Source organism: Streptomyces sp. NPDC031049, from assembly GCF_055571015.1.
Window position 1 is genome coordinate 1 of the sequence record NZ_JBVIGC010000014.1, and the last position, 24,532, is coordinate 24,532.

Below are 24,532 nucleotides of genomic sequence, written 5' to 3' on the forward strand. Positions count from 1 at the left end.
GTGCCTCCCGAACTCGTCGACATCACCCATCCGTGGCACGGGGCGCCTCCCAAACCCATCGACAAGCGACGTCACAACTGCTCGATAAAGCCAGGCGTGGCGGCGCCGGCGGCCAGGGCTTGGGCATGGGCCTCGTCGTGACCGGTAGGCGTCGCCGGGCCCGCGGCGGCCGGGGTGGCGGGGCGGGCCATGGCCTCCCGCAGGCGGGCGCGGATGTCCTCCTCGTCGAAGGAGACGGCGGCGGTTGCGGTGTGCTCCAGGGCGCCGAGGGTGCGGTTGAGCAGGTCTCGCTCGGCGTCGGTGGTGGCGCGGCGGTGGGCGGGGATCGGCTGCTGGAGCTGATAGTGGAGCTGGCCCTTCAGTGCCTGGGCCGCGCGCTCCAGAGTGCCGAAGGCCTCGATAACACGGCGCTGGGTCTGCGCGGCGGCGACCGGCGCGAGCGCCTCGGGCAGGTCGCGCGGGGTGGGGGCAGGGAAAGCCAGGCGACCGAGCGCGTCGTGCATGAGGTGCAGTTGGCCCTCGCGAGCGGCGAGATACGAGGTCGCGGCGTGCAGCAGTTCCGGGTCGGCGAAGTAGTCGGTGCTGTCCTCCGCCCCGGCGGCGGCGCGCTGCACGGCGAGGTCCTCGACAGCGTCGGCGGCGGTCGCCGAGCTCTCCCGCCAGGCGGCGGCCGGGCCGCTGGTGGACAGGTCGCGGACGGGGATCGGGAAGGCGTCGAGGAGTTGCCGCGCTTCGCTCTCGCGCCCCGAGTGCGCGGCGGCGGTATAGGCGCGGACAGTCTCGCGGGCCTCGGCCAGGTGTGCGGCGCGCGCCTCATCGAGGACCGGGGCGGTGTCCAGGAGCGCGCTGTCGGCTCGCCGGTCGCGCAGGTAGTCGGTGAGGTCCGGCTCGAGGACGGCTCGCAACTGCTGGGCGTGCGCATCGCGCAGGGAGAGCTGGTCGAGCAGCCAGCCGGCCGTGGGCGCGAGCGCTGGGACGTCGGCGGCCAGAGAATCGACCGCATGCCAGTCCTCGATCAGCTCGGTGCGGGTGCGGTGGGGGCGCTCCAGCCGGTCGATCAGGTCGACGATCCTCAGCCCGGTGGTGACGACCAGGTCGGCGGTGGGCTCGTCCAGTTCTCCTGCGCGCTGAAGGCTCGAGGTGAGGACGGAGGGCGGCGGGTAGCTGGCCAGGGCGCGCATGTGACAGGTCCAGGCGGCGGCCGCAGCGATCCACCCGAGTTCGAGTCCCTGCTGCGCCTCGGCGTGTCTGCGGTAGAACCAGCCGGCCAGTTGCTCGGTGAGCCGGGCCTCGTCGCTGCCCGGATCGTGCATCAGCTCGGCGGCGAGTTCGCCGGGGGTGTACTCGCGCAGGGCGCCGGACACGGTCGTGAGGATGGCCAGGTGCCGTGCCCCGTCGTCCAGTTGCAGCCAGCGGCGCAGGGTCTCGGCCCGTCCGTGGGTGACGTCCTGCGACACGATGCGGGTGAGGTCGGCGCCGGCGCGGGCGATGCCGGTCTGCCCGACCTCGGGTGCCTCGGTTCCTTCGAGGCCAGCCGGCTCACTGCCCTCGGCCACCCACACCAGGGCGTACGCGTCCTGGCCTCGCTCGGCCAGCCAGGCACGGAAGTCGTCGGGGAAGGGGGTGGGCTGCTCGCTCATCGAGGGACCTTCTGCTCGGCGGTGGGGTGCCGCGCGGCCCGTGGACGGCGGCTGACGGCAGCTTGCCTGTGCCGATGATCTCCACCGGCTGGTGCACGGCGACGGGTCCGCCCTGCGGGAACCGGAAGGCGACCAACCCGCAGGCGCGTCCCGCAGCGCGGGACGGTGCCTGGAAACAGGCCGGGCCCGGGGCGACGCAAGCGAGGGTGAGGACCGGGCGAGCCGGGTACGCAAGGGGGCCAGCCGGGGTTGTGCCTGGGCGGCGTGTGGTCATTGGATGCAGGCGTGACTGCCACCAGGCGCCGATCCGCCACACCGCGCTGTGGCTGTGATGGCGGATGAAGCGGTGTGGGACCGGGCGGTGGTCCGGTTCCGCCAGAGCCGCCCGGCGGGGAGCTAGTCGCGGCCGACGGGTTCGGTGTCCTGCCAGACCCTCACCAGGGTGAGGCCCGGCCAGCGCCACGGGCGGCGCTCAACGGCGAGCAGCACGCGGCGTACCTCGCGCTGGACAGGGCGCGGCAGGCTGGTGGGAGCGGGGAAGTCGAACTGCGGCTGCCCGGTCAGCCGCGCGCCGCGGGCGCGGGCGTACTCCTCGAGAACCCCGGCCATCTGCTCCAGCAGGCTCGCGCCGTACGCCGCGTCGCGGCCGTCGGTGTGACGGGTCCAGGTGTCGACGAACGCCCAGGGAGGTGTCGGCGTAGTCGGGGCGGGGCCGCATCGGGTTCACCGGGTGGGGCATCCGCTCATCAGCGTCCCTGCCCGGAACGCCGACGGCGGGGCCGCTGCGATGCGCGGCGCGGGCGCCGCACGGGGGCCGCGCCGCCTTCGCCGGGGGCCGAGGAGAAGCCGCCCGCGAAGCCCGGCCGGGCGGGGGCCGGTACCTGCGCGGCGGGCCTGGCGGTGTGCTCGGGGCGTGCGGCGCGGGCGCCACGATGGTGGCGTTCGGGATGAGCGGGGCGCACATCTCGCAGACCTCCTCCAGGCTCCACACCCGGCGCACGATCGGGTCGTGCCGCAGGATCAGCACCACCCGGCCTGCGCAGGGCGTCTTGATGGCGGAGTGGGCGCCGCATCGCTGGGAGCCGCAGTGGCAGTAGGCGTTGGGGTTTACGGTGGCGGCCTTCGCGTGTGCAGTGGCGTGGGCGGCAGCGAAGGCGCGGAGCGCGGTGAGGTCCTGGGAGCGGGCAGGCATCCGGCACGCGGGGGTGCTGCAGGAAACGGTGGCGGAGCGGTCGCTGTGCCCGATGATGCGGACGGTCCACGCCCGTCCGGGGACGCGCTGGGTGTAACTGGAAGGGGCTGTCACGGCGCGGCTGTCCGTTCTGGTTGCTCGATAGGCTGTCGGTCCACTATGGGATGCCCGTCGATCTGCCGTGAGGAATTCCGGTGCCGGGAGCGGCGCGGGTGCGGGACGGTGAACCGGCGAGTTGGTGTGGTGTCCCGCCCAGCGGTCGGCCCCGGCCAGCGGGGCCCGGCGGGGCCCGGCGGCAGCTGAACGTGCAGGGGGCAGCGGCATCGCCGCTGCTCTACATTGCCTGACATGTCTGCAACTGCTCAGCGATCATGGGGTCCTTGGCGTCAGATCCGTCCAATGAAGGATTTCGGGCACCTGCACGTCGTAAAGCACGAGGACGGAAGAGAGGGCGTGCTGAAGTCGCCGCGGCCGAGCCGGCAGAGCGGCAAGGTTAGCGGCCCCACCCGCCAGCGTTTCCAGGAGGAAGTGCGGCGCATGCAGCAGCTGACCGCAGACGGGGTGGCAGGCATCATGCCGGTGCTCGATGCGGACCCGGGTGATCCGCCGCAGTGGTTCGTCATGCCGAAAGCCATGAAGCTGACAGACGTCCTGCGCCCACACGGCCAGCCTGCCGAGCTGCGGGAGGTGGTGGAGGCGGTCCACCAGGTCGCCGGAACGCTGGCCGTGCTGGCCGAGCGCGACATCTCCCACCGGGACATCAAGCCCGACAACCTCCTTCACCTGCAAGGCCGGGCGGTGGTCGCGGACTTCGGGATCGCCGCTTGGCCGGACCGACCGGAGCTGACGGCCGCCACCGCCAAGATGGGTCCGCTGTACTTCCTCGCGCCCGAGATGCGGTTCCCCGAGCCGGGCACACCTGGCTACCCGGCGGATGTCTGGTCATTGGCGAAGGTGCTGTTCGTCCTGGCCAAGGGCCTGCGCTATCCGCCCGAGGGCACCCATTACACGCAGGGCAAGGAGTACTCGCTGTGGGCGCAGGGCGGGGAAGCGGCGATGGATCTGGCGCCGGTACTGGAGGAAGCGACCGCCTACGAGCCGCGTGATCGACTGCCCATGGCGACCTTCCGGGACGAACTCGCCGCGTGGCTTGAGCTGCATCCGGGGCCGGTCGCTCCCGCCCATCCCGCCTTCCGGCGGGGGTTTCGCGCCTTGGAAGCGGCTACCTTCGACGTGCGGCGCCATGAGGCGGAGCTGCGGCGTCTGCTGCCTGGTCATCTAGGGCGCCTGGCCAAGGCGCAGCACGGTCAGGCCGATCAATGGCTCTCCTTGGCTCTGAACGAGCGGTATCCGGAGGATGTGCGGTTGATCGACTTGCACGGCTATCCCGATGATCCTGAGTACGACATGGGCGTGGACGGTATGGCGCTGTCGAGTACGGTGCCGGACGCGGCGGGGCGCCGGATCGTACTGGGCGGGTTCTTGATGGGGACCACCACCACCTTGGCGGCGGAGATTCAGCAGGCTGGCAAGGTACTGGGCAGCTGGAGCGAGGACGTGAACGTTCTTCTGCCCAGCGCGTTGGTCGCCTTGCGGCGGATCACCGACGAAGTGGAAACCGCGTTCACGCAACTTCCCTGACCTCGCGGTCCGTTGTCTGTACCTGTCGGCAGCGTGGGAGAGGGCAGGGGCAAGTGGCCGCCCTGCTGGACGCGGCACACTGGCCGGCCAAAGGAGCAGGGCGGCCGGTCAGCCGCCGGCGGTGGGAGGGCGTTCTGCTGAGCGCGTCGTTTGCCCTTGGCAGGCAGGACCAGCTAGGGCTCCACGCTCCAAGTGAAAGGCCTCCAGGTGTCTTCGCAGCTGAGCCGGTGGCGGGAGTTGTGATGGCCTGCCCTGTCCGACAGCGCAGTGCGCGCAGCCTAGGACACAGCGGTGGTCAGTGGGTGGGGGGTCGGCGGCCGGGCCGGTTGGTGTTGGGCGGGGGCTGCTGGCGCAGCGGTGAGGTTGGCGGCAGCAGGGCGGCGCGTTGGGCGGTGGTGCGGGCTCGTATCTGTTCGAGGCGGCGTTGGACGCGGGCGTGGGTGTACAGGTCGATGGCGTCGGTGAGGTGGTCCCATTCCTCGCCGTCGAGGCCTGCCGGACGCGGGCCGAGCACGTCGGGGCCCGCGCGGTGGTGGCGGCGCCGGTAGTCGCCGATGGCGGTCAGGAGCCTGGTGTAGGTGCGCTGCTCGTCCTCGTCGTCTTCGCCGGGGGCGGTGATCTCCTCCATCCAGGCTTCAGGCAGGGGCTCGCTGGCGAGCACGGCGGCCAGGGCGCGCCGGGCAAGGCGGGCATCGAGCGCGCCGTAGGACAGCGGGGCGATGCCGAGGGGGTCGCGCAGGGCGGGGTGGTCGGGCAGCGGGCCGCCGGGTGGCGGCGTATCGAGGTGGCTGAGGGCCGCTTCGATCATGACGGAGGCGGGGGCGTCGGGCGGCGGGAGGTGCACCGGGCGGCGGCGTCCGGTCAGGGCGCGGACCCGGGCGTCCAGGTCGTCCCAGGCCGCCTGGTCGTTCGGGTCGGCGGGGCGCGGGCCCAGTCCGGGCACGCCGGTGATGGCGTGGCGGGTGCGCCACAGCTCCACGAGGGCTGCGGTGGTGGCCCATGCGTGGCGGCGGCGCGGGGCGCTGGTGGGCGGCGGAGTGCCGAGGGGGCGGGCCCAGGCGGGTGGGGCGGCGGCCAGGGTGTGGCCGCGGTCGGCGAGCGAGCGGGCCAGGATGCGGTGGCGCTCGGCGAGGTGGGTGGCCCAGTGCTCGGGGGTGTCGGGGTGGACCAGGGCGTGGGAGTCGGCGACCCAGTCGGGTATCTGTGCGCGGTGGTTGGGGCGGTGGGGGGCGTGGTCGGGCAGGCGTTCGCGGAAGCGGAGCTCGGCGTAGATCTTGTCGGAGACGGCGTCGGCGCGGGCCAGCGCGGCGCGCGCCGAGCGCTGGCGGTCGGCCGTGGCGGTTCGCCGGGTGGCCAGGGTGCGGCGGATCGCGCGCAGCGAGGTGGCGCCGGGGGCCGCGGTGGAGGTGGCTCGCTCGCGCTGGTAGTCCTCGCGTGCGGCGTCCCGCCAGTTCAGGGCGCGGCGCAGTTGCGACTCGCGCATCAGGTCGGCGATCACGCGGCGGGCTGTGTCGGACAGCGGGGTCTTGTTCTTCTGGGCGTGGCGGATCTGGGCGCGCGCCATGGCCATGTCGGCCGCCAGTGCGCGGCGGGACAGTTCGCCCATGGGTCGCTGGTCCCAGGCGGGATGGGTGTGGCCGGCGCGGGTGGTGACGGGCGCGGGCAGGTGGGTGAAGGCGGCGTCGGCCGCCAGAAGCGCCTCGCGGGCGGCGGCCCGATGGGCGGCGGCGAGCTCGGTGAGGGTGTGCAGTTGGGTCAGAGTGAGCGCGGCCAGCGGGCGCGAGCGGCCGTCTTGTTGGGCTTCCGCGGCGTCCTTGAGGCGTTCGCGCAGCCGCCAGGTCAGCACCGCCGAGGGATCGTCCGCGTCGCCGAAGCCGCGCCGGGGCGCGGTGTTTGCGAGCAGGCGGGGCAGGTCGAATCCGGCGCGCTCGGCGTCGTGCAGGGCGCGGATGAGGGCCGGGTAGGCGTCGGCGGCCATGAACATCGCGGCCCAATCGGCGCCGAGGGTGTGCTCGAGCAGGCCGGTCAGCCGTGCGGTGGTGGCGCGCTCGGCGACGTCGGCGAACTCCGCCGAGAGCTGCCCGGGCGCGGCGATCTCCTGCTGCAGGGCGGCGATCGACTCGGTCGCCGACAGCTGGGCGCGGCGTCGGGCGGCGACCTGCGCGAGGACGTCGTCGAGGCGGTCGCCGTCCTCGATCGCGAGGTAGAGGCGGTTGGTGCGGGCGCCGCGGGTCAGCTGGACGTAGACGCCTTCGCGGTTGGAGCGGGCGGAGGCGATCGCGTGCGAGGTGTCCACGGTCATGCCCTGGGAGCGGTGGATGGTGGACGCGTAGCCGAGCTCGCACTGGGCGGCCAGGTAGTCGGCGGGCAGGCGGATGCGGCCGCGGTGCTGGGTGTGGCGGACCACCGCGTCCCCGTCCGGGAGGATTTTCTGGACGGCCCAGGTGTCGCCGTTCTTCACGAAGTCGCGTCCGCCGCGCACGGTCATGCGCCGCCGGTTGAGGCGGGTGACGATGATGTCGCCGACGTGTGCGCGCTGCCCGGCGCGCAGGGGTGCGGCCTGGCGGGTGTCGACGGTGCCGGCGGCGATGTGATGGGCCTGGGCGCGCAGGTTGAGCGCGGTCACCGTCGCGGTGTCGGCGGCTGTCATCAGCGAGGTGAGCCCCTTGTCCTGGTCTTTGGCCCAGGCGTGGAAGACCATGTCGCACATCGCGTCGTAGGTTCCGGCGACGATCCGGCCCTTGTCGCGGTACCAGTCGAAGACCGCACGGTTGTCCTCGCCGTCGCGCAGGATCAGGGAGGCATCGGCCTCTCCGGGTACCCGGAAGCGGTGCAGCTGGTCGAGTTCGATCGCGCCCCCGGCCCGGGAGATGAGCCGCAGGGCTCCCCCGGCCTCGACGGCGGCGAGCTGGTACGGGTCGCCGAGCAGGCGCACCACCGCCCCGGCGGCCGCCGCGTCCGCGAGGATCTCATCGAGCAGGAGGGTGCCGGCCATGCCCGCCTCGTCGACCAGGACGACGTCGCCGGGGCGCAGCTGGACGTCCTCGGCGACGGTCTTGCCGTCGGCGGCCCGGCCGCGCTGGTGGAGCCAGGAGTGCAGGGTGTGGGCGCGCCGGTCGAGGTCGCTGCCGAGAACTTTCGCCGCCCTTGAGGACGGTGCGAGCGGGATGAGGCGTCCGCCGGCCGCGTCCACGGCCCGGGCCACCAGCTTCATCGCCGTCGTCTTTCCCGCGCCCGCAGGTCCAAGGCCGGCCAGTAGCAGCCGCTCGGACAGGACGAAGGAGGAGGCGAGCGCGCGCTGTCCGGCGTCCATCGGGCCGCGGCCCAGGGCGGCGACGCGGTTGAACGTGCCCCGTCCGACCGGTGGGATCACGCTGGTGCGAGCGGCGGCCAGCAGCCGGTTCTCGGCGGCGAGCAGGGAGTGGGTGGTGTAGGTAGCTGAGCCGATGGGCCGGTAGATGCTGGTGCCGTCGGGGCGTTGCAGGTCGGGGTGTGGGGGGTTGATCTCGGGCGGGGTGATGTCCAGGCAGTCGCCGTGGGCGAGGACCTTCTCGGTGATCTGCTCGGCCGCCTGCGGCGCGGCAGTGGCCCCGCCCAGGGTCCGCATCAGGTAGCGGCGCGCCTCGGCCAGCACATGGCGGCGGCGGAACGTCGTACGCCGCTCGGTCACCGCGGCCAGGACTTCCCCGGCCGCCGCGGCGGGGTCGAACGCGGCCGCGGCGGGCCGTTCCGCGGCTGCGGCGCGGGCGGTGGCGAGCAGGTTGTCGACGACCGTTTGGTCGGTGGCCGCGATCGCCCGGCGCCGCCAGTCGGCGAGCAGGTCGTCCAGAGATCGGGCCTGCCGCTTGGGCGGGCGGGTCTTCACGGTGGCCTGCCACTGCAGCCAGGTCCTGGCCGGCCGTGCGGGCTGGCGGCCGTGGCGGCGCCGGTAGGCGTCGAAGAGGGACTCGGCCATGGTGCGCACCGCGTGGGAGCGCTGCGCGAACGCGGCGCGCAGCCGACGGTCGATGCCGGCGATTTGCATCACCGGCCGCTGGCCGGGGGTGACCTCGACTTCCTCGGTGGCAAGGCCCAGCCGGGAGCAGGCGAGTTCCAGGGCGCGCTGGTTGAACAGTTCGCTGGCGACGACGACGTCGCGCAGCAGGAGCCGGGAGTCCAGGTTGCGCCAGCGTCCGTCGGGGCCTTTCACGCGCGGGGATATGACCGCGTGCTCGTGCAGCATCGGGTCGCCCGCACGGGATTCGTAGTGCAGGTAGATGGTGGCCAGCAGCCCGGGTTCGGCCCGCTGCTGGGCCACGCCGCCCGGGCCGGTGCGCACCGCGAGGGCGTTGTGCTCGATCCAGCTCAGGGCCTCGGTGCGGGCCTGGGCCAGGACCTGAAGGACGATGCGGCGCACCTCAGGCCCGCCGAGCGCGAACAGCAGCGAGAGTTCCTCGTTGGAGAAGGTGAGGTCGTATCCGGTCACGGCGCGGCGCTGCGGGCCGCTGCGAGTGGCCAGGTACCGGCCGAGCTCGGCACCGTCCGCGGGGGTGCGGTGGTACTCGGCCTCGAAGGCGCGCGCCGCACACCGCATTCGCACCTCGCGCGTCTCGGCCTTGGTCAGCGGGCGGCACAGCCGCTGGCTGACGTGCTCCAGGACCTGCTCGATCTCCTGGTCGAGCGGGGAGAGCTCGGCCAGGCTCGGCACGGCCGGCCCGAGCTTGGCGGCCTTCATGGCCCGCTTGCGTGAGGCCCCGGCGGCCAGTTCGCGGGCGGCGATCTCCTCGGCGTCGGGGTGCATACCGAGCCCGAACAGGGCCCGCATCTGCGTGTCGGTCACGATCCCGGACAGCCCCAGAACGCGGGCTCCCTGCCCGTGCCACATCCCGGGCGGTACCCCGGGCACGCTGGAGGACACCGTCAGCTCGGCGCCCGGGGCACCGTCGCCGCGGGCGATGTTGCGCCGGTAATAGCGCTCCCGCCCCGCGGTGAACGCGTTCGCTGTCATTCCCACGACGCCAGAAGATCACCGCGTACAGGGCCGGTGCGGGCGAAGACCGGCCCGGGGGCCCGAACCTCCCAGGGCCCGAAAAACGACCTTCGAACGCGTCCCGCCGGAAGGGAAAACACCCCTCGAGCACGGGCAGGCGTCAAAAGTGCCAGAGGTGTACGGGGACCGACCCGCCACCGGCCGGCGACCACACACCCACGCCCTCACCCACCCCGACCACCGACCGGCACCCCTGGCGTCCCGCACACCACCGGCACCCACCGACACCCCGGGTCCGGCCGCCGCCTCACCATGGGCCGCCCCTGCCCGGGGGTCCTCTCCCCGCCTCTCGGACCTCGTCCCGTGAGCGGGACCGGGCACAGCGACGGGCGTGCTACGGCCTGGGACGCGGGCGCCTTGGCCGCGTGGGCGGGGGCGGGGGCGGCTGAGACTGACCGGGCGCGGCCTGCCACAGGGGTGGGCGCGGGAATGGCCGGGAGGTGGCTGTGGTGGCGTCGAGCCGGACCAAGGGCAAGGGGAAGAACAGCGCGACGCTGGCGCGCCGGAAGGCGGCGCTGGCGCGGGCCGCGGAGCGGATGGCCGAGCGGCGGCGGGCGGCGGAGGAGGCGGAGGCGCGGCGGCTGCGTCAGGAGGCGGAGTTCGACGAGCTGGTGGCCGACTTCGAGCTGGCGGTGGAGGACGAGGCGGCGGCGGTCGCCGAGGTGGAGGAGGAGATCGCACGGGTGCGGGAGCGCGGCCAGGTGCGGATCGCCGCGGCGAAGGCGGCGGCGGCGCGGGTCGTGCTGGCGATGGGTGAGGCCGGGGAGACGGTGGCCGGGTGCGGGCAGCGGCTGGGTGTGGGGGTCGAGCGGGTCAAGGAGTTGCGGCGGCTGGGGCGCGAGGAACTGGCGGCGGAGGGCGCGGCGCCGGGGAAGGGGAAGCCGGGTGGCCCGGGGAAGCCGGCGGCCGCGGAGAAGCCGGTGACGCCGCAGCGGGAGACGGCGGGCGGGGAGCAGCGGTTCGATGGTGGGCGCGGTCCGGGGCAGGCGGGCGCGGTGTCGGATGGGGCGGGCGCGGTGCCGGTCACCTCTCCCCCGGTGACGGCTTTGGCTGCTCCCCCGGCGCCTGGGGCCGCTCCGGTCCGGTCCGCTCCCCCGGGTGTTCCCTCGACCGGTGAGCCGGCGGGCCCTTCGGGGGCGCCGCCGGGGGGCAGGGGCGGGGCGCGGCCGGGGTGGCCGGAGTCGTCACGGTGACGGTGGGGTGGCGGGGGCATGGAGCGGCCCCGGCTGCCGCGCGGTGCGGCGGCCGGGGCCGGGGGCTGGGGGTCAGCCGCGCTGGTTCGACCAGGGTGCGGCGGTCCGCTGCGGGGTGGTGGCCTGCGGGGTGGTGGCCTGCGGGGCGGGGGCCGGGGCCTGCTGCTGGGCCTGGTAGGCGGCGGCCGGCTGCTGGGGCCAGGCGGCTGGTGCGGCGGCCTGCTGGGGGACGTGGCCGGTGAATCGGCCGGGGTCGATGTCCTTGAGGTAGACGGTGACGGTGGCCTGGTCGCGGACGAAGATCCGTTCGTGGATGCCGGGCGGGGTGAGGATGAACCAGGTGGTGTCGTCGCGGCGCTGGGTGCGGCGGATGAGGGGCGGGGGGAGGGTGACCTCCTCGGTGATGTCGGTGTCCGGGTTGGTCTCGGGGACCGTGATGTGATCGACGGTGCTGAAGAGACCTGCGTACGCGGCGAGTTCGTTGATGGTGGTCTCGTGCTTCACGGCGCTCCCCCCCTTCTGGTGGTGGCCTGGGCCTGCGGGTTCGCTTGGGACGGTAGGCGGGCCGGGGAGCGGGCAGGGCGTGCAGGGGGTGCGGGTGCCGGGGGGCGGGATACGGGTTGGGGTGGCGGGAGCGCGGGACGGGAAACACGAGAGCGGCCCCGGTGCCCGGACGGGTGTCCGGGCACCGGGGCCGCGAAGGGGTGGGGCTACCTGATGGTCATGGCGAGGGCCATGCCCTCGTCGGCGTAGGTGATGTGGAGCAGGAAGCGGGTGGCGTGGTCGGGGGCGGTGCGCAGCATGTCGATCAGGATCTGGCCGTCGGGGAGCGGCTGGGTCAGGTCGAGGGTCTCGTGGAAGTCTTCGCTGCCGAGGACGGTGGAGGGGTCGGTGTCCGGTCCCCAGTCGTCGGCGTAGACGATGTGGTGCCAGTTGCCGTCGGCGTCGCGGGTGTGGGGGGTGTTGTCGATGCCGTTGCTCATGAGGAAGGTGCCGTCGCCCTTGATCCACCACAGGCGGGGGCGGGCGTCGGGGTCGCCGGGGCCGATCGCGTGCTTGCGGGCGGCGACGGCGAGTTCGGCGATGGAGCGGACCTTGCCGAGCGGGAAGGCGAGCGTGCAGTCCTGCCGGGCGGAGGGCTGGTAGTCCTCGCCGAGGACTACGCGGAGCAGGGCGTCGAAGTCCTCGGGGGCGGTGGGTTCGGTCATGTCGGGTCCCTGGCATCGGTCGGTGTGGATGGGCGCGCGAGGCCGCCAGCGGCCCGGAGGCCGGGGCGGGCGCGGCGGGTCCGACAGTGGGGCGGCGGGGAGTTAGCGCGACAAGGCCCGGCCCCCGGCCGGTGCTGGCCCGGCACCGTGGGGCGGGGAGGGGCGGGATACGCGGGCGGGCCCCGTGCCGGGACGCGTGTCCGGGCACGGGGCCGTAGGGGTTGCTCGGTTACTTGGTGATGTAGGTCAGGTCCATGTACGTGTCGTCGAAGGTGGCCTTCAGCAGGAAGCGGGTGGCGCCCTCGGCGGCGGCTTCGCGGAGCATGCCGAGCAGGGTGGTGCCGTCTTCGAAGACAGGGGTGGTCAGGTCGATGGATTCGCGGAAGTCGTCACCACCGAGGATGGAGCGGGCGTCGGTGCCCGGCCCCCAGCCGTCGGCGTGGACGACGTGGGGCAGGCGGCCGTTGTCGTCGCGGGTGTCGGTGGGGTCCTGGCCGTTGCTCATGAGGTAGGTGCCGTCGTCCTTGACCCACCACAGACGGGGCGCGGCCTCGTCTTCTCCGTAGCCGAGCTTGTGCTTGTCGGCGGCGGCTGCGTGCTCGGCGGCGGCGAGGACCTTGGCGAGGGGGAAGACGAGCGTGGCGTTCTTCTGTCCGTAGGCGGTGTTGGCCGTGACGACGTCCAGCAGGGGGTTGGTGCTGGTGTCGGGGATCGGCGGGACGGTCATGGTGCCGAGGAACTCCTTCAGCCAGTCGGGGCGCTGGTCGGCGGGCAGGGCGAGCAGTCGCCGTGTCCCGGCCGGGTCGCCCAGGGCGGCGGGGGCGTCGCCGGTCAGCCCGGCGGTCAGGTCGCGGAACCACTGGGGGCGGTCGTCGGGGTCGAGGGCGAGGAGCGCCTCAACGTCCTTGAGGTGGCTGGAGGGGAGGTGAGGGTCGGTCGTCATGAGTTGGTCCCGGGGTGTCGGTGGTGGATGCTGCCGGGCGCGCGGGCCGGTGTGGCCGGGGCGGTCGGCGGGCGACACGGTCGAAGCGGCGGGGCTTAGTGGGGCAAGCCCGGCGGGATGCGGGGCGGCCCCGTGCCGGGACGGGTGTCCGGGCACGGGGCCGTGAGGGTGGGGCTGGTCAGCTGTCGTTCTCGGCGTAGAACATGCAGTCGTTCGGGATGCGGGTGAGGAGCTGCCGGGTGACCTCGGGGGCGGGGACCCTGATCTTGCTGGACGCGCGGGCGCGGTGGTCGCGGCGCAGGAAGTCGGTGGAGCTCTCGTCGAGGAGGACGTCCAGGCGGGTGACACGGGGGCTGGGGTTGGTCTGGGTGGTGCCGGTGAGCCCGTTCAGGGAGGCGGGCGAGATGTTGACCAGTCGGACGCGGCGGCCGGGCTTGATGTCCTCCTGCGTGGGGACGGGGGTGAAGGGGATCTCTTCGACGGTCACGGTCATCGGGGCAGTTCGCTTTCCGGTTGAAGGACCGCAGCCCCCGGGGGGCGCGGCTGGTGGTGTGACCGTGCGGGGGTGGGGGGTTAGCCGGGCAAGTCGTGGTGTGGGCGTACGCGGAACGGACGGCAGGGTCAGGGCTGAGGGTGGGCGGGTGTCCCGGTGGCCAGTACGTGGAAGAACGCTGCGGCAAGTTGCCATGCGGTGGGGCAGGCGGCCCGGTTGTCGGGTGCGATGGTGAGCTGGGCGGTGGTGTCGCCGAGGGTGTCGGGCAGGTTCGTGAGGGTCGTGGCCTGCACGTGGTCGGCTGGCTGGAGGTGGCCGCAGAAGCTGCGGTCCTTTAGCTTGGGGCGCAGCGACCAGGTGGGGGCGGCGGGGTCGGTGGGGGTGGCGGCCTGTGCGGCGGGACGGAGGGCGTGGGGGTCGAGGGCGCCCAGGTGGCGGAGGGCGGTGAGCCACCGGTGGCAGGGGATCGTGTAGGCGCGGACGGTGAGGTGACCGTCGGGTGTGACGATGATGCTGCCCCTGGCGCGGGCCTGCGCTTTGTGGGGGACGTCCTCGGTGAAGTTCGAACCGGTTACCGGCTCGCCGCCGGGAATGGGCCGGGGATGGCTGGTCAGGCGGGGCGTCGAGGCGTGCACGGCGGCGTGCAGGGCCTTGAAGGTGCCGGTGGTGACGAGTTCGCTTTCGAGGGCATGGCGGGTGGTGAACAGGTGCGGAGCGGGGCTTACGGGCTGCGGCACGGGAGTCTCCAGGCGGTGGGTCGGTGAGTGGATGCGCCGACCGTGCCGGGCTGTATGCCTACCTCCGCAACGGCCCAAGCGGCAGGGGGCGGTGGCGGGCCGGAAGGCCGCGGAGACGGGCAGCCCCGGCGGCTGGGCGGCTCCGGGGCTGCCGCGCGCTTGCGAGCGGGCCGCTCGGGCGTCGCGCTACCGGGCGCATGCATCCGGGGCCCGCTGGGGGGCGGAGCACCGCCGCGGCATCGGGCCGCCGGAACGGCACATGCCGGCCCCGCACCTGAGCACGGGACCACGGGGCGGGCAGGCGACGACGAGCCGGGTTGCGGGGTGTCTGCCGGAAGCCGATCACGGCTGGGCTCGGGGCGCAGGGCGGTGTGCCGCTCGCAGCGTCAGGCTCCTTCGATCGGCAGCGGCAGCTGGCCGTCCGATGCGCAGGCATCACGGGCGTGGTCCAGCACGGCCATGGTGTGCTCCATCGCCTGCTGGTCCTCCAGGAAGCACGCGTACCAGTCGCACGTGGTGCAGCGGGACCAGATGTACGTGCGGTTGTCCTTCGGCCGCGAAGGCGGGTACGGGCCGAGCCAGGTCCGAATGTGGCGGGTGTCCACGCGTGCGGACAGGCGGCGGCCCTCGGGACAGCGCCCCGTGAGGTCCTCGGCGACGGTGGCCGAGGCACCGGCGGTGCTGCACACCATGCAGTCATACCGGTGCTCAGCGAACCGGTTGGGGAAGAAGGGGGTGCGCGCAGTCCTCATGGGGGCGGTACTCGCTTTCTCAGTGTCTGGACAGGGGCCCCTCGGTCCGTGCGGCGCCCCGGCGGCGGCGCGGCACCGCCGGGGGCTGGGGTGGTGGTGTGGCGCAGCCCCGGGGGGGAGCGACGCCAAGAGCACGAATTTGGTGGAGCTTTCGTTTCGCGGTGTGGGCGTACGCGGACCGGCCCTCGGGCCGGGACTTGGTGTCCCGGCCCGGGGGCCGTAGCGGGGTGGTCCTGGTCAGTCGTGGTGGGTGACACGCGGTCCGGTGAGGGAGATCAGGGTGGTGGGCTCGGGGACGGGCGAGAAGCCGTAGGAGTCGACGCTGAGGTGGACGGTGCGGGCGTCGGGGCCGGTGATCTTGATGACGTCGCCGGCGGAGACGGGGCGGATGTTGGCGGGCCAGGTCTGCCCGTTGTCGTCCGCGCCCTGGTCGTTGCCGACCTCGATGACGGCGTCGGCGGCGTCCTCGGGGCTGCGGATGCGGTCGCTGGCGTGGAAGACCAGGCGCAGGGCGCTGTCGTCGCGGCGGAGGGCGGCGAGCGGGTGGTGCGGCTCGTAGCCGTCGAAGTTGTCGTCGTGGGTGTTCATGTAGACGGTGGCGGTGTACACAGCCGGGGTGAGGGCGGTGTCGGGGGTGTCGATGCGGGCGGTGACGGTCAGGGGGCGGGTCACGGCGGTCGTCACGGCGGGTACTCCCATCGAAGCGTGCTGCTGGTTGACGGTGACGGTGAGGCGCCGGCCGGTTAGGCAGGCAACACCTTGGGGCGGGGTTCGTGGGGGTGGCTCGGGAGGGCCCGCCCTCGGAGTGTGGCCGGGGGCGGGCCGTCGGCGTGCGGTCTTCAGCCGGGTGGATCAGGGGGTCAGGTCGGCCAGGAGGGCGGTCGCGTTGTCCGCGTAGACCTGGTTCGGGTCGAGGGCGCGGCTGGTTTTGACGGCGGTGTCGACGGCCAGGTTCACCAGGTCCCGGACGGTGGGAATCAGGTCGTCGCCGTCGCACTCGGTGAACAGGCAGTGCCGGGCGTCCTCGTGGGGCTCGTAGGTACCGTCCGAGGCGAGCAGCAGGCGGCAGGGGCCGGTGATCTCTCGGGTGGTGGTCTCGATCGCGGGGTGGCCGTACTGGCGCTGCCTGTCCTTGTCGGTGGCGTCGGAGCCGAGGAACGAGGTGATGTGGTTGCGGTTGCCGCCGTGCGGATAGGTGGCGGTGGGGGGGTAGACGCGGCGCTTGTTGTGGTCGTCGGTGAGGCGCACTGCGATCCCGCGTTCCATCAGGTAGGCGCGGGAGTCGCCGCACCAGGCGACCGTCAGGGGCTTGCCGGGCGCCTTGACCACGACCACGGCCGCCGCCTTGTGGCCGACGCCGTAGTGGATGGCGTCCCGTCGGCACAGGTTGTACACGTGCCGAAGTCCGGCCTCCGCGTCGCCCCGGTGGGCGGCGGTTCGGGCGATCTGCCGGGCGGCGCCGAGGGCCCAGCGGTGGGTTGCCTCGCGTCGGCCGATGCCGTCCAGGAGAACGTACGCGCGGGTTCCGTCCGGGGCGCTGCGGACGGCGGTGGCGTCGCACTGGCCGGGGTCGGTTCCGGTGTGCTGGGCGGTGGCGTAGGTGCGCATGAGTTGGGGCTCCCTTCGGCGGGCCGTGGCGGGTGCCGGACCGCCCCGGGGGGAGGGGCGGTCCGGCGGCCGGGGGCTCGACCGCACCCGGGTGAGGGGGTGGTGCGGGAGCGCCTTCCGGCACCACTGACACTCCCCCAGCTGGGGGCAAGTCCCGCAAGCAGTGCGGGGGCGGGACGGTGCCGAGCGCAGCGCTCCAGGCGGGACGGCAGGCGGGATGTGTGCCGGGCAGGCAGGTCGACGGTGACCTGATCCGCCGTGGCCCGGGTGAGCTGATGGCCTGCCACGGGTCCAAGGCGCGGGGCATCGTACGGGCCGTGCTCGCCGTCGGCGAGGGTGAACAGGTCCGGGAGCGGTGGGGTGGAGTGAAGGGGCGGAAGCGGGCGGCGGTGTCGGCCCCTGGACGCACCCGGCGGCCCCGCCCCCGGCGTGCCAGGAGCGGGGCGTCGACGATGACGGCCGGGCGTCAGCGGGTCAGCTCGGCTTCGTGCTGGCGCCATGCGCGTTCGGCGGTCGTCGGGTACTCGTAGAGCCCGACCGGGGAGACCTCGGCGGTGCGGGTGACCACGCCGTACCGGCTCCCGGCGCCGTGGCCGGTGCGGAACGTCCAGGCGGCCGGCTCGTCCTCGCCCGGGTTGTGGATCGGCTGGAGGCCGCAGGCGTCGGGGTGGACCCGGGTCGCTGCCTCCCGGGCGTCGTCCTCGGCGAGGGCGACGCGGACGGTCGGGTCGGCTTTGCGGAGGTAGTCGAGGGCTTCGCCCAGCTCGGTGAGGGCGGCGCGCCACTCCGGGTTGGTCGGGTCGGGCTCGGTGCGGACCCGGATACCGGCGGCGTTGCTGCGGCGGTGCGCGGCGAGGACGTCCTCCCAGTTCGCCCGCAGGCAGTTCCCGGCGATCCACTCGCCTCCGCCCTCGACGACGACCCGGGCGGGCTCCCCGGTGACGGCCGGGGCCATTGCCTCGACGGTGCGGGTGACGCCGTCGGTGCAGACGATCCGGTCCCCCTTGCGGAAGACCGGGCCCTCAATTTCCCCGGCGGGCTCCTCGACGGGAACGGTGCCGCCGTTGCGGACGATCAGCAGCAGGCGGGCGAGGACGTCGCCGGGCTGCTGCTGGAGCTGGGCGTACGCAGCGCTGTCGTCCGCTTCCTCGATCCGCGCCTCGGTCAGCTGCGCCATGTACTCGTGCCGGACGTTGCGGGCAGCGTCGGCCCGGGTGGCGATGCGGGGTCCACGGGAGACGGCCCCGGTGGACGTGACCCAGCCGTGGCCGCGATCGTGGTTGACGCCGACGACGAAGGTCCAGCCGATCGGGTCGGTCGAGTGGTCGCCGTTGAGGAGCACGGGCTGGAAGTGGCGGGCGCTGGAGTGGACGAGGAGGCGTGCCCGGGTGCGAGCGCGGATCTCGCGGCGGACGGCGTCGCGCAGGGCCTCTGCCCCGCCGTGGCCGGCGGGCTGGCAGGGCTCGACCTCGGCGCGCTCCTCGTTCGGGCCGGCGACGTACTCCGGGGAACCGACCAGGCGCCAGCCGAACGCGGCGAGGACGTCCGGGGTGTCGTGCATGGGGCGGACAGCGATCAGGGCGGCGTCATCCGCCTTGCCCTGCTCGCGGATGGTGATGCGCAGCTCGCGGTATCCGGGGGCGGCCTGGACGATCGCGGCGGTGGCGAAGTGACGGCTCATCTGGGGTGTCCTCTCGGGTGGGATGGCCCGCCCCGGCCGGTCGGCTGGGGCGGAGGAACCGGGGGCAGGCTCCCGGGGCCCGCCAAAAGGCAAGTGGCGGCGCCGTACGGGTGGCTCTCGCGGCCGCCTGCGTCCCGGCTGTGGCGAGCGGTGCCGGGCTGCGTCGTTCACACCTCGACGATCACTAGGGGCGCGCCCGCGACCTGCTCGCGGGCGGCCACGGCCACGGCCGGGGTGCCGGACCGCCCCGGGGGGGGGAGGGGCGGTCCGGCGGCCGGGGGCTCGACCGCACCCGGGTGAGGGGTGATGCGGGAGCGCCTTCCGGCACCACTGACACTCCCCCAGCTGGGGGCAAGCCCCGCAACAGCGGGCCGAAGATGGGGGCGCTGTGTATCCGGGTAGGCAGACGGCACGGCGCCCCGCCCGGAGGCGGAGCGGGTCTCCCCTGCGCGGGCAGGCTGGGCGCTGGTCCGGGTGTGCAAGGGAGCGGCGGCGCGGGTCGGGTACTACGACGGGATGGTGTCCCAGTCGATGCGGGGCGCGCCGCCCGCGAGTTGGGCGAGTGCGGCGAGCACGGTGGATGCCTTGGTGCAGGAGGCGAAGAGCCGTCCGGCGTCGTTGCCGGTCAGGTGCAGTTCCCGCTCGGCGACGATCCAGACGGGCAGGGGCTGGCTGCCGGGCTTGTGGGCGAGGGTCTGGGTGGTGCGGCTGCCGTGGGAGTCGGCGGGATCGTCGATGACTTCAAGGGTGTGGCCGGTGAATTGGGCGACGCACAGGGTCGTCCTGCACGGGGAGCCGGTCTTGTGGGGCGGGGTGTCGGGGTGGAGCAGGGTGGTTCCGCGAAGCCAGGCGGTCGGGTCGTAGTGGTGGGGGTGGGTGAGGATCGCGCTGCGGATGCGGGCTGCGAGTTCGGGGTTCGGCATGGGCGTGTTCCTTTCGTTGGGTGGGAGGCGCCGACGTTGCCCCGCGGGGGCCCTAGTCGTGCACCGCCGGCGCCGTGCCTGCGGGCGGCAGAGGGCGGGCCCGTCGCGGCGGGACTGGGCGGCCGGGCCCGGAGCCGTTGGAGAGGGTGACGCTGTAGAGAGGCTCACCTGCCCCGCCCCCCCGGCGGCCCGGGGGCCGCCGGGGGGGCGGGGCGGAGTGAGTGGTGGCGGGCCGGGAGAGCGGGAGAGACGTCACCGCTCCCCCGGCCGGTGAGTGCACTGTGTCGAGGTGGGCAGCAAGGGGCGCAAGGCGCTGACCGGGCTGGCGCTTTGGGCGGCCCTGGGTGTGCGCAGGGAGTGCTCGGCGGTGCCCCGGGGGAAGGTCAGCGGCGCTTACGCCTGGTGCTGGCGGAGTGCTCGCCGCTGTGGGTCCGCTCCCGGCTGGACACGGTGAACTGCCGTGTGGACAGGTCGAAGACCACCCAGGGGGCGTCGGCGTGGGTGGCGCTGCTGGCGTAGGGCTGGTGCTGCCAGTCGTTGCGCGTGCCGTAGAGGTCGTGGAAGTGGGGGAACAGTCCGGCGGTGATGAGGGCGTTCAGGGCGTCGGCGAGGTTCTGCCACAGCGGATCAGCCGGATCAGTGCCGGTGCCCGTGCTCGTGCCGGTGGTGGCCATGATGATGCTCCGCTTCTCGAAGAGGGGGTGGCGGCCCGTGGAGTGGTGGTCGCGGCTTCCGTGAGGCGGGTGCGCTGACCGTGGCCGGGGCGAGGCCTAACGACCGCAACCGGCCCCCCAGCCGACCGGGGGGGCGGGCGAGGACCGCAGAGGCATGGCGGGGCGGGCGGCGGGGTCCCTAGAACAGGGTCAATCATGGTCGCAGGGGGCAACACGGATGCCGTCGCGGCGTACCGTGACGGCGGTCGGGTCGCCGAAGGCCTGCCGCAGCACGTCGTCGAAACCGCCTTCCGCCAGAGCGTCATGGAGCGCCATTACGCGCTCGAAGCGGCCCCGGTCCGGGCCCCGGTAGTGCTCCCGGTTCGGGCCGTAGGTGTCGCCCAGACTCGGGCAACCGTCCATCAGCCACAGGTCCTGTGCCGTCGCGGTGGGTGGCTCCTCGACGGTGCGCACCCAGATGTAGCGGATGCCGAAGCGGCCAGGGTCGTACGGTGTGTACTGCTGCCATCCGAACTCGATGATGGTCGGATCGTGCAGGACCGCTTCGAACAGCGGGCGCAGTTCCTCGACGGGCCGCTGCCGGGTGCCGTACTCGGCGGCGCCCTCGACCGGAAGCCCGAGGAAGGGCGTGTAGGGGGCACGTACGTCAGGGAAGTACATGGTTCCTCACGAGGTGGGTGTGCGGGCGGGGCTCGGCCTCGGGCCAGTGGCCTGGGCGGGAAGTTACGTCGTCGGTGTGCGCACACTGGCCTGCGGGCGGCCAAGCCCGACAACCCCCACGGACGCCCCCGGTCGCCGGCAGCACCACCCGGACGCAACACGGAAGATGCCGTTCGTCGGGGCTGGTTGGGCGGGGCGGGCGGGCATGGCGCGGCCCCTGGACCGTGAGCGCGGTCCCGGGGCCGGTGCAGCGCCTACGTGGGGTCAGTTGCGTGTCGGGGGGCGCAGCGACATGACGGGCAGTCGTGCGGGCGGGTGATGCCGGTCCAGGCTGACGGCTCCTGAAGGTGGGGGTGGTCGGCGAGCGTGTCCTGAAGGTGCTGCTCGACGTCGGACCATGTCCAAGCGGGATCGCCGAGGGCGCTGGCGTTCATGGCGTGCCGGATGAAGGCGGCCTTGTCCTCGGGGGTGGTAAACCAGACGTCGGCGAACCCCGACCGGTTGAAGTGCGCGATGTGGCCGAACAGGTGCTGCGAACAGGTGCGGTACAGGTCGGTGGTGAAGGCTTCGGAGTGCAGTCCGTTCTCGATGAAGGCCAGGACGCGGTTCCCGGCGTCGGCCTTCTCCTTCGCCGTCGACCACTGGGTGGCCGTGCAGTCGGCGGGCGTCAGGCGGGTCAGGGTGAGCGGGCCGACCACCGGGGGCACGGATGCGGGTGGCGGGGTGGGCGTGGGGTGCGGGGCAGGGTCGCGGTGGCAGGTGCAGGAACGTCGGAGGTGGGCTTCGACGGCCTGGGCGTTGTTGCTGCTGTCGGGGACCTGATGGTGTTGACCGTGGAGGTCGAACACGACATGGCCGCGGTCGGCGGCGGGGTCGGGGAGGCACCCGTCGCCCTGCCACCGCAACTGTGCGGTGAGAGTGACCTGGTGGCGTCGTGCGAACTCTTCGATGGCTGTGAGGTCCTCGTTCCAGATACTCGACTTGGCCCAGTCGGCGGTCTCCTCGTCCACCTGGAAGCCGGTGATGGAGCGGCCGGTCGGCGTGCCCTCGGCTTGCTCGAACACCGGGGTGAAGAACCGGGCGAGCTCGGAGAGGCGGTCTTCGTCGGGACGGGCCAGGCTCACAGGCCGGTCGAAGCTGATGCGGCCCTCGTAGTACAGCTCGTATCCCACAGTGGGGTCTCCTTGGCTGGTGCTGTTCGGGTGCCGTGGAGGATGGTGCGGGAGGGAGCAAGCCGGGCAAGAGCGAGCAGCTGTTCCCCGTCCCCCCCCCCCTTGCGCTGGCGGGGGCCGGGGCCGACGGTCCGCCCAAGGGCGCGGGGACTGTTCCGGGAGCCGCGGGCGGTAGCGGGGTCGCGGGGTATGCGGCGGCCCCGAACCCAGGGCGGGTGCCGGGGGTTCGGGGCCGGTGGGCGTGGTGCTGGTCAGGCGGCCGGGATGGTCAGCAGGTGGCGCAGCCGGTCCAGGCCGGTGGCGGTGCGGCCGCGGCGCTCGTGCGCGGCCCGGCGGGCCTGGGCGCGGCGGTGGCTGGTGTAGGGGAGCTGGAAGTCGCGGGCCAGGGTGCTGTTGCTGGCCTGGATGCGGGTGGCCTGCTCGGCGGTGATGTAGGCCTCGGCGACTTCGTCGAAGATCCGCCGGGCGGCGGCCTGCGGGCAGCCGTTCAGGAGGGGAGCGGCGTCGGGGCCTTCCTCCTCGAACGCGGTGATCGCGGCGGTCACAAAGGCGAGGTGCGCCGGGTTCTTGCACTGTCCTGCGGACTCCTTCAGCTCGTCCAGGACGTGCTCGAACTCCAGGACGTAGCCGCTGGGTGTCACCTTCATGAACTCCTCCAAGGGTGCGTGTTGGCCGTGCCGGGCGCTGCCGGGCTGGGACGGCCCGAAGGGGCGGGCGGAGTGGTCACCGCCCTCTCCGGGCCGCTGGGGACAACGTGGCTGAGGGCGGGGCAAGGGGTGCAACCGCGCCATGACGGGCGCGGTGGCGGCCCTCAGCGCCGGGGGCGGCCGGTGCGTTCCTGGCGGAGGATGGGGCGGCCGGGCTTCGGGAACGAGACGGCGCGGCCGTACGCCCCGCAGCGCCAGGCTGTCGCTGCCTCCATGCCTCCGTGCCGGATGGCGGCCTGCTGCATGCTGTGCCGCCACTCCCCTCTCGTCACGCGCGTCTTGAGCCAGGGCACGGCGCGCCGCAGCCGGCGGGCGAGGCGGGAGCGGGCGGCGTCGACGGTGCGGCTCGTCGAGCGGGGGCCAGCGGGGTGCCGGCGGCGGTCGGCGTAGCGGGGCGAGCGGGCGCGGTGGGCGCGGAGCGTGGCGGTCATGACGACGTCCTCGAAGGTCGTGCGGGCAATGAGCCCTGGAGGGGGCGGGGCGGGCGTGCGGGGGCCCCGGGGGACGGTGGTGGTCACCGCTCCCCCGGGCCGGTGTCCGACGTGCCGGAGCCAGGACCCGAGCGCGGCCGGGGCAGCGGCCCGGGGTGCGGTGGTCAGGTACAGCGGGATGGGGTGGCAGCTGCGGCGGGGTGGAAGAACACGTCACCGACCAGGCGCGAGTGGAGGGTGACGATGCCGGTGGGCAGTTCCAGGTGGACGCTCACCGTGCGGGTGCGGGTGCGGGTGATCTGCCGGGCCAGCTGGCGCAGCCACGGGCCGGATACCGGCTCGGTGTACGTGAACGCGCCCTCGCGCAGGCTCACAAGGCGGCTGCGGCTGGTGTAGCGGTCACCGGTGATCAGGCTCGTCTCGGTAGGGGTGAGCCGGTGGACCAGGGCGAACCGGCTGCCCGGCCGGTGCCGGGTGTGCCACCAGCCGGTGACCGTCCGGTCGTCCAGGCTCAGGCCGCCCGGCCGGCCGGGGACGATCCACCGGCCGTCGTGGCGCACCCACTCGTTGCCCAGCGGGCAGCTGACGCTGTCGCCGTCGCGGAAGGGCGGCAGCGTGGTCTGCGCGCGGCCGGTGCGGGCGAGGGCGAAGAAGTCGGCGGCCGCGATGCGGGGGCTGTCGGAGGGGGCCGGGCAGGCGGACGCTGCCGAGGAGGTGTGCGGGGCGGCCGTCAGGTGGGCGGGCGCGGGCATGGGCGACTCCTGTGCAGGGGGCGGGAAGAGTGCGAGAGCGCATCCGCCGGGCTGTCGCCGGTGGCACTCGACCACCCCCCGGCCAGGGCCGGGGGCGGGAGCCGCGTTCTCGATGCCCGCACACTGGCCCGGAGACAACCAAGCCAGGCAACCCCCGGCGCCGGGAACAGCGACGGCGGCGAGGTGACGTGAACGGCCCCGCCTCCCGGCTATGCCGAGGGCGGGCTGGCAGATCGGGCGTGGCGCGCCGACGCGGTCGGCCCCGCACGCCCGGTGCGTGCGGGGCCGGAAGCGGCTGGATCAGGGGCGCTCGCGCCAGTCGACTTCGACCTGGCCGTAGTAGTTGACGTGGTAGTAGTCGACCCTCGAGTCCGAGCCGTTGAAGTTGTAGGCCCCGTGAATCTCCTTCAGGGCCACCAGGATCCCGCTCAGCTCCCGGCCCGGTACCCACTGCGGCTTCCCCCACATGTCCGTCTCCTGGACGTACCCCCAGCCCTTCTCCGGGAGGTTGTAGACCCTGACGTCGATGGAGCTGCCGCCGGAGAAGTAGTCCGTGCGGACGGAGACCTTGATCTGCTTGGGCATGGTGGCGAGCGCGGTGAGCGAGTCGGCCAGGGCGACCTCGGCACCGGTCGCGGTGCCCAGCTTCGCCGCGACCTTGCGTGCGAGCTTGATGTCCGCGCGAATGCGCCTGGCGATCTCCGTAGTGGACAGGTGCTTGACCTCTTCATACCGGGCGCCGTAACGGATGTCGGGGAGGCGGTAGCCGTGCCAGACACCGTCGCCCTGCTGCGTGGTGAGCTGTCCGTTCTTCTGGGCAGCGGCGATGGCGCGGTCCAGCATGCGCTCGGCGGCCGCGCGCTCCTCCGCTCCAGTGCGGGCGTGGAAGATCAGGTTCTCCAGCACCCAGACCTTCTTCATCGCCCGGTTGGCGGGTGCGTGCTTCTCGTCGGTGATGCGGGTCCGCGGGTGCTGGGCCGTGGCGGTGGTCATCGTTCGTCCCTCCGACTCTGCTACCGGGGCTGACCGCCCCATGACGAGCCGGGACGTTGGCCGGACAGCGGGCTAGCGCCGCAAACAGCGGCCGGAGGGCCAG

Annotated in this window: 22 protein-coding genes; 2 read left to right on the forward strand and 20 right to left on the reverse strand. The window is 73.6% G+C overall.

Annotated elements, in window-relative coordinates:
- Positions 1-71: 71 nt before the first annotated feature.
- The gene (locus tag ACZ45Q_RS23040) at positions 72-1,640 is read right to left on the reverse strand and encodes a hypothetical protein (protein WP_468264440.1); all 1,569 of its coding nucleotides are present in this window, start codon (positions 1,638-1,640) and stop codon (positions 72-74) included.
- Between the two features lie 396 nt (positions 1,641-2,036).
- Positions 2,037-2,249: a hypothetical protein gene (locus tag ACZ45Q_RS23045; RefSeq protein WP_468264442.1), complete on the reverse strand. Its 213-nt coding sequence runs from the start codon at positions 2,247-2,249 to the stop codon at positions 2,037-2,039.
- Between the two features lie 982 nt (positions 2,250-3,231).
- Here ACZ45Q_RS23045 and ACZ45Q_RS23050 point away from each other — a divergent pair.
- On the forward strand, positions 3,232-4,473 hold the full coding sequence (locus ACZ45Q_RS23050; protein WP_468264444.1) for a protein kinase domain-containing protein: 1,242 nt from the start codon (positions 3,232-3,234) through the stop codon (positions 4,471-4,473).
- 295 nt (positions 4,474-4,768) lie between these two features.
- On the opposite strand, the gene mobF is transcribed toward ACZ45Q_RS23050, so the two are convergent.
- A complete protein-coding gene (gene mobF / locus ACZ45Q_RS23055; RefSeq protein WP_468264446.1) occupies positions 4,769-9,460 on the reverse strand; it encodes a MobF family relaxase in 4,692 nt (1,563 codons plus the stop codon).
- Positions 9,461-9,951: 491 nt separating this feature from the next.
- On the opposite strand from mobF, the gene ACZ45Q_RS23060 reads away from it, so the two are divergent.
- Positions 9,952-10,695: a hypothetical protein gene (locus tag ACZ45Q_RS23060; RefSeq protein ID WP_468264448.1), complete on the forward strand. Its 744-nt coding sequence runs from the start codon at positions 9,952-9,954 to the stop codon at positions 10,693-10,695.
- Positions 10,696-10,767: 72 nt separating this feature from the next.
- Here ACZ45Q_RS23060 and ACZ45Q_RS23065 read toward each other — a convergent pair whose 3' ends face one another.
- The 17 genes from ACZ45Q_RS23065 to ACZ45Q_RS23145 all read right to left on the reverse strand — a co-directional run bounded on the left by ACZ45Q_RS23065 (position 10,768) and on the right by ACZ45Q_RS23145 (position 24,429).
- Entirely contained in the window at positions 10,768-11,199 is a 432-nt protein-coding gene (locus ACZ45Q_RS23065) for a hypothetical protein (protein WP_468264450.1), read from the reverse strand.
- Positions 11,200-11,405: 206 nt separating this feature from the next.
- Complete coding sequence (locus tag ACZ45Q_RS23070) at positions 11,406-11,903, reverse strand: hypothetical protein (RefSeq protein WP_468264452.1); 498 nt, start codon at positions 11,901-11,903, stop codon at positions 11,406-11,408.
- A 229-nt stretch (positions 11,904-12,132) separates the two neighbouring features.
- Positions 12,133-12,846, reverse strand: a complete 714-nt coding sequence (locus tag ACZ45Q_RS23075) for a DUF3085 domain-containing protein (RefSeq protein ID WP_468264454.1) — start codon at positions 12,844-12,846, stop codon at positions 12,133-12,135.
- Positions 12,847-13,024: 178 nt separating this feature from the next.
- Complete coding sequence (locus tag ACZ45Q_RS23080; RefSeq protein WP_468264456.1) at positions 13,025-13,339, reverse strand: hypothetical protein; 315 nt, start codon at positions 13,337-13,339, stop codon at positions 13,025-13,027.
- 128 nt (positions 13,340-13,467) lie between these two features.
- Positions 13,468-14,076, reverse strand: a complete 609-nt coding sequence (locus tag ACZ45Q_RS23085; RefSeq protein ID WP_468264458.1) for a hypothetical protein — start codon at positions 14,074-14,076, stop codon at positions 13,468-13,470.
- A gap of 386 nt (positions 14,077-14,462) precedes the next feature.
- Positions 14,463-14,828: a hypothetical protein gene (locus tag ACZ45Q_RS23090; RefSeq protein ID WP_468264460.1), complete on the reverse strand. Its 366-nt coding sequence runs from the start codon at positions 14,826-14,828 to the stop codon at positions 14,463-14,465.
- A gap of 237 nt (positions 14,829-15,065) precedes the next feature.
- On the reverse strand, positions 15,066-15,512 hold the full coding sequence (locus tag ACZ45Q_RS23095; RefSeq protein WP_468264462.1) for a hypothetical protein: 447 nt from the start codon (positions 15,510-15,512) through the stop codon (positions 15,066-15,068).
- Between the two features lie 168 nt (positions 15,513-15,680).
- Positions 15,681-16,436, reverse strand: a complete 756-nt coding sequence (locus ACZ45Q_RS23100; protein WP_468264464.1) for a PP2C family serine/threonine-protein phosphatase — start codon at positions 16,434-16,436, stop codon at positions 15,681-15,683.
- 466 nt (positions 16,437-16,902) lie between these two features.
- Positions 16,903-18,117: a hypothetical protein gene (locus ACZ45Q_RS23105; RefSeq protein ID WP_468264466.1), complete on the reverse strand. Its 1,215-nt coding sequence runs from the start codon at positions 18,115-18,117 to the stop codon at positions 16,903-16,905.
- A gap of 506 nt (positions 18,118-18,623) precedes the next feature.
- Entirely contained in the window at positions 18,624-19,040 is a 417-nt protein-coding gene (locus ACZ45Q_RS23110; protein WP_468264468.1) for a hypothetical protein, read from the reverse strand.
- A 383-nt stretch (positions 19,041-19,423) separates the two neighbouring features.
- On the reverse strand, positions 19,424-19,714 hold the full coding sequence (locus ACZ45Q_RS23115; RefSeq protein WP_468264470.1) for a hypothetical protein: 291 nt from the start codon (positions 19,712-19,714) through the stop codon (positions 19,424-19,426).
- A 189-nt stretch (positions 19,715-19,903) separates the two neighbouring features.
- A complete protein-coding gene (locus tag ACZ45Q_RS23120) occupies positions 19,904-20,374 on the reverse strand; it encodes a hypothetical protein (protein ID WP_468264472.1) in 471 nt (156 codons plus the stop codon).
- 254 nt (positions 20,375-20,628) lie between these two features.
- Positions 20,629-21,546 (reverse strand): hypothetical protein, encoded by a 918-nt coding sequence (locus ACZ45Q_RS23125; protein WP_468264474.1) that lies wholly within the window; start codon positions 21,544-21,546, stop codon positions 20,629-20,631.
- Positions 21,547-21,797: 251 nt separating this feature from the next.
- A complete protein-coding gene (locus ACZ45Q_RS23130; protein WP_468264476.1) occupies positions 21,798-22,193 on the reverse strand; it encodes a hypothetical protein in 396 nt (131 codons plus the stop codon).
- A gap of 164 nt (positions 22,194-22,357) precedes the next feature.
- Positions 22,358-22,684 (reverse strand): hypothetical protein, encoded by a 327-nt coding sequence (locus tag ACZ45Q_RS23135; protein WP_468264478.1) that lies wholly within the window; start codon positions 22,682-22,684, stop codon positions 22,358-22,360.
- Between the two features lie 164 nt (positions 22,685-22,848).
- Entirely contained in the window at positions 22,849-23,436 is a 588-nt protein-coding gene (locus tag ACZ45Q_RS23140) for a hypothetical protein (protein WP_468264480.1), read from the reverse strand.
- A 300-nt stretch (positions 23,437-23,736) separates the two neighbouring features.
- Positions 23,737-24,429: a hypothetical protein gene (locus ACZ45Q_RS23145; RefSeq protein ID WP_468264482.1), complete on the reverse strand. Its 693-nt coding sequence runs from the start codon at positions 24,427-24,429 to the stop codon at positions 23,737-23,739.
- Positions 24,430-24,532: the final 103 nt, after the last annotated feature.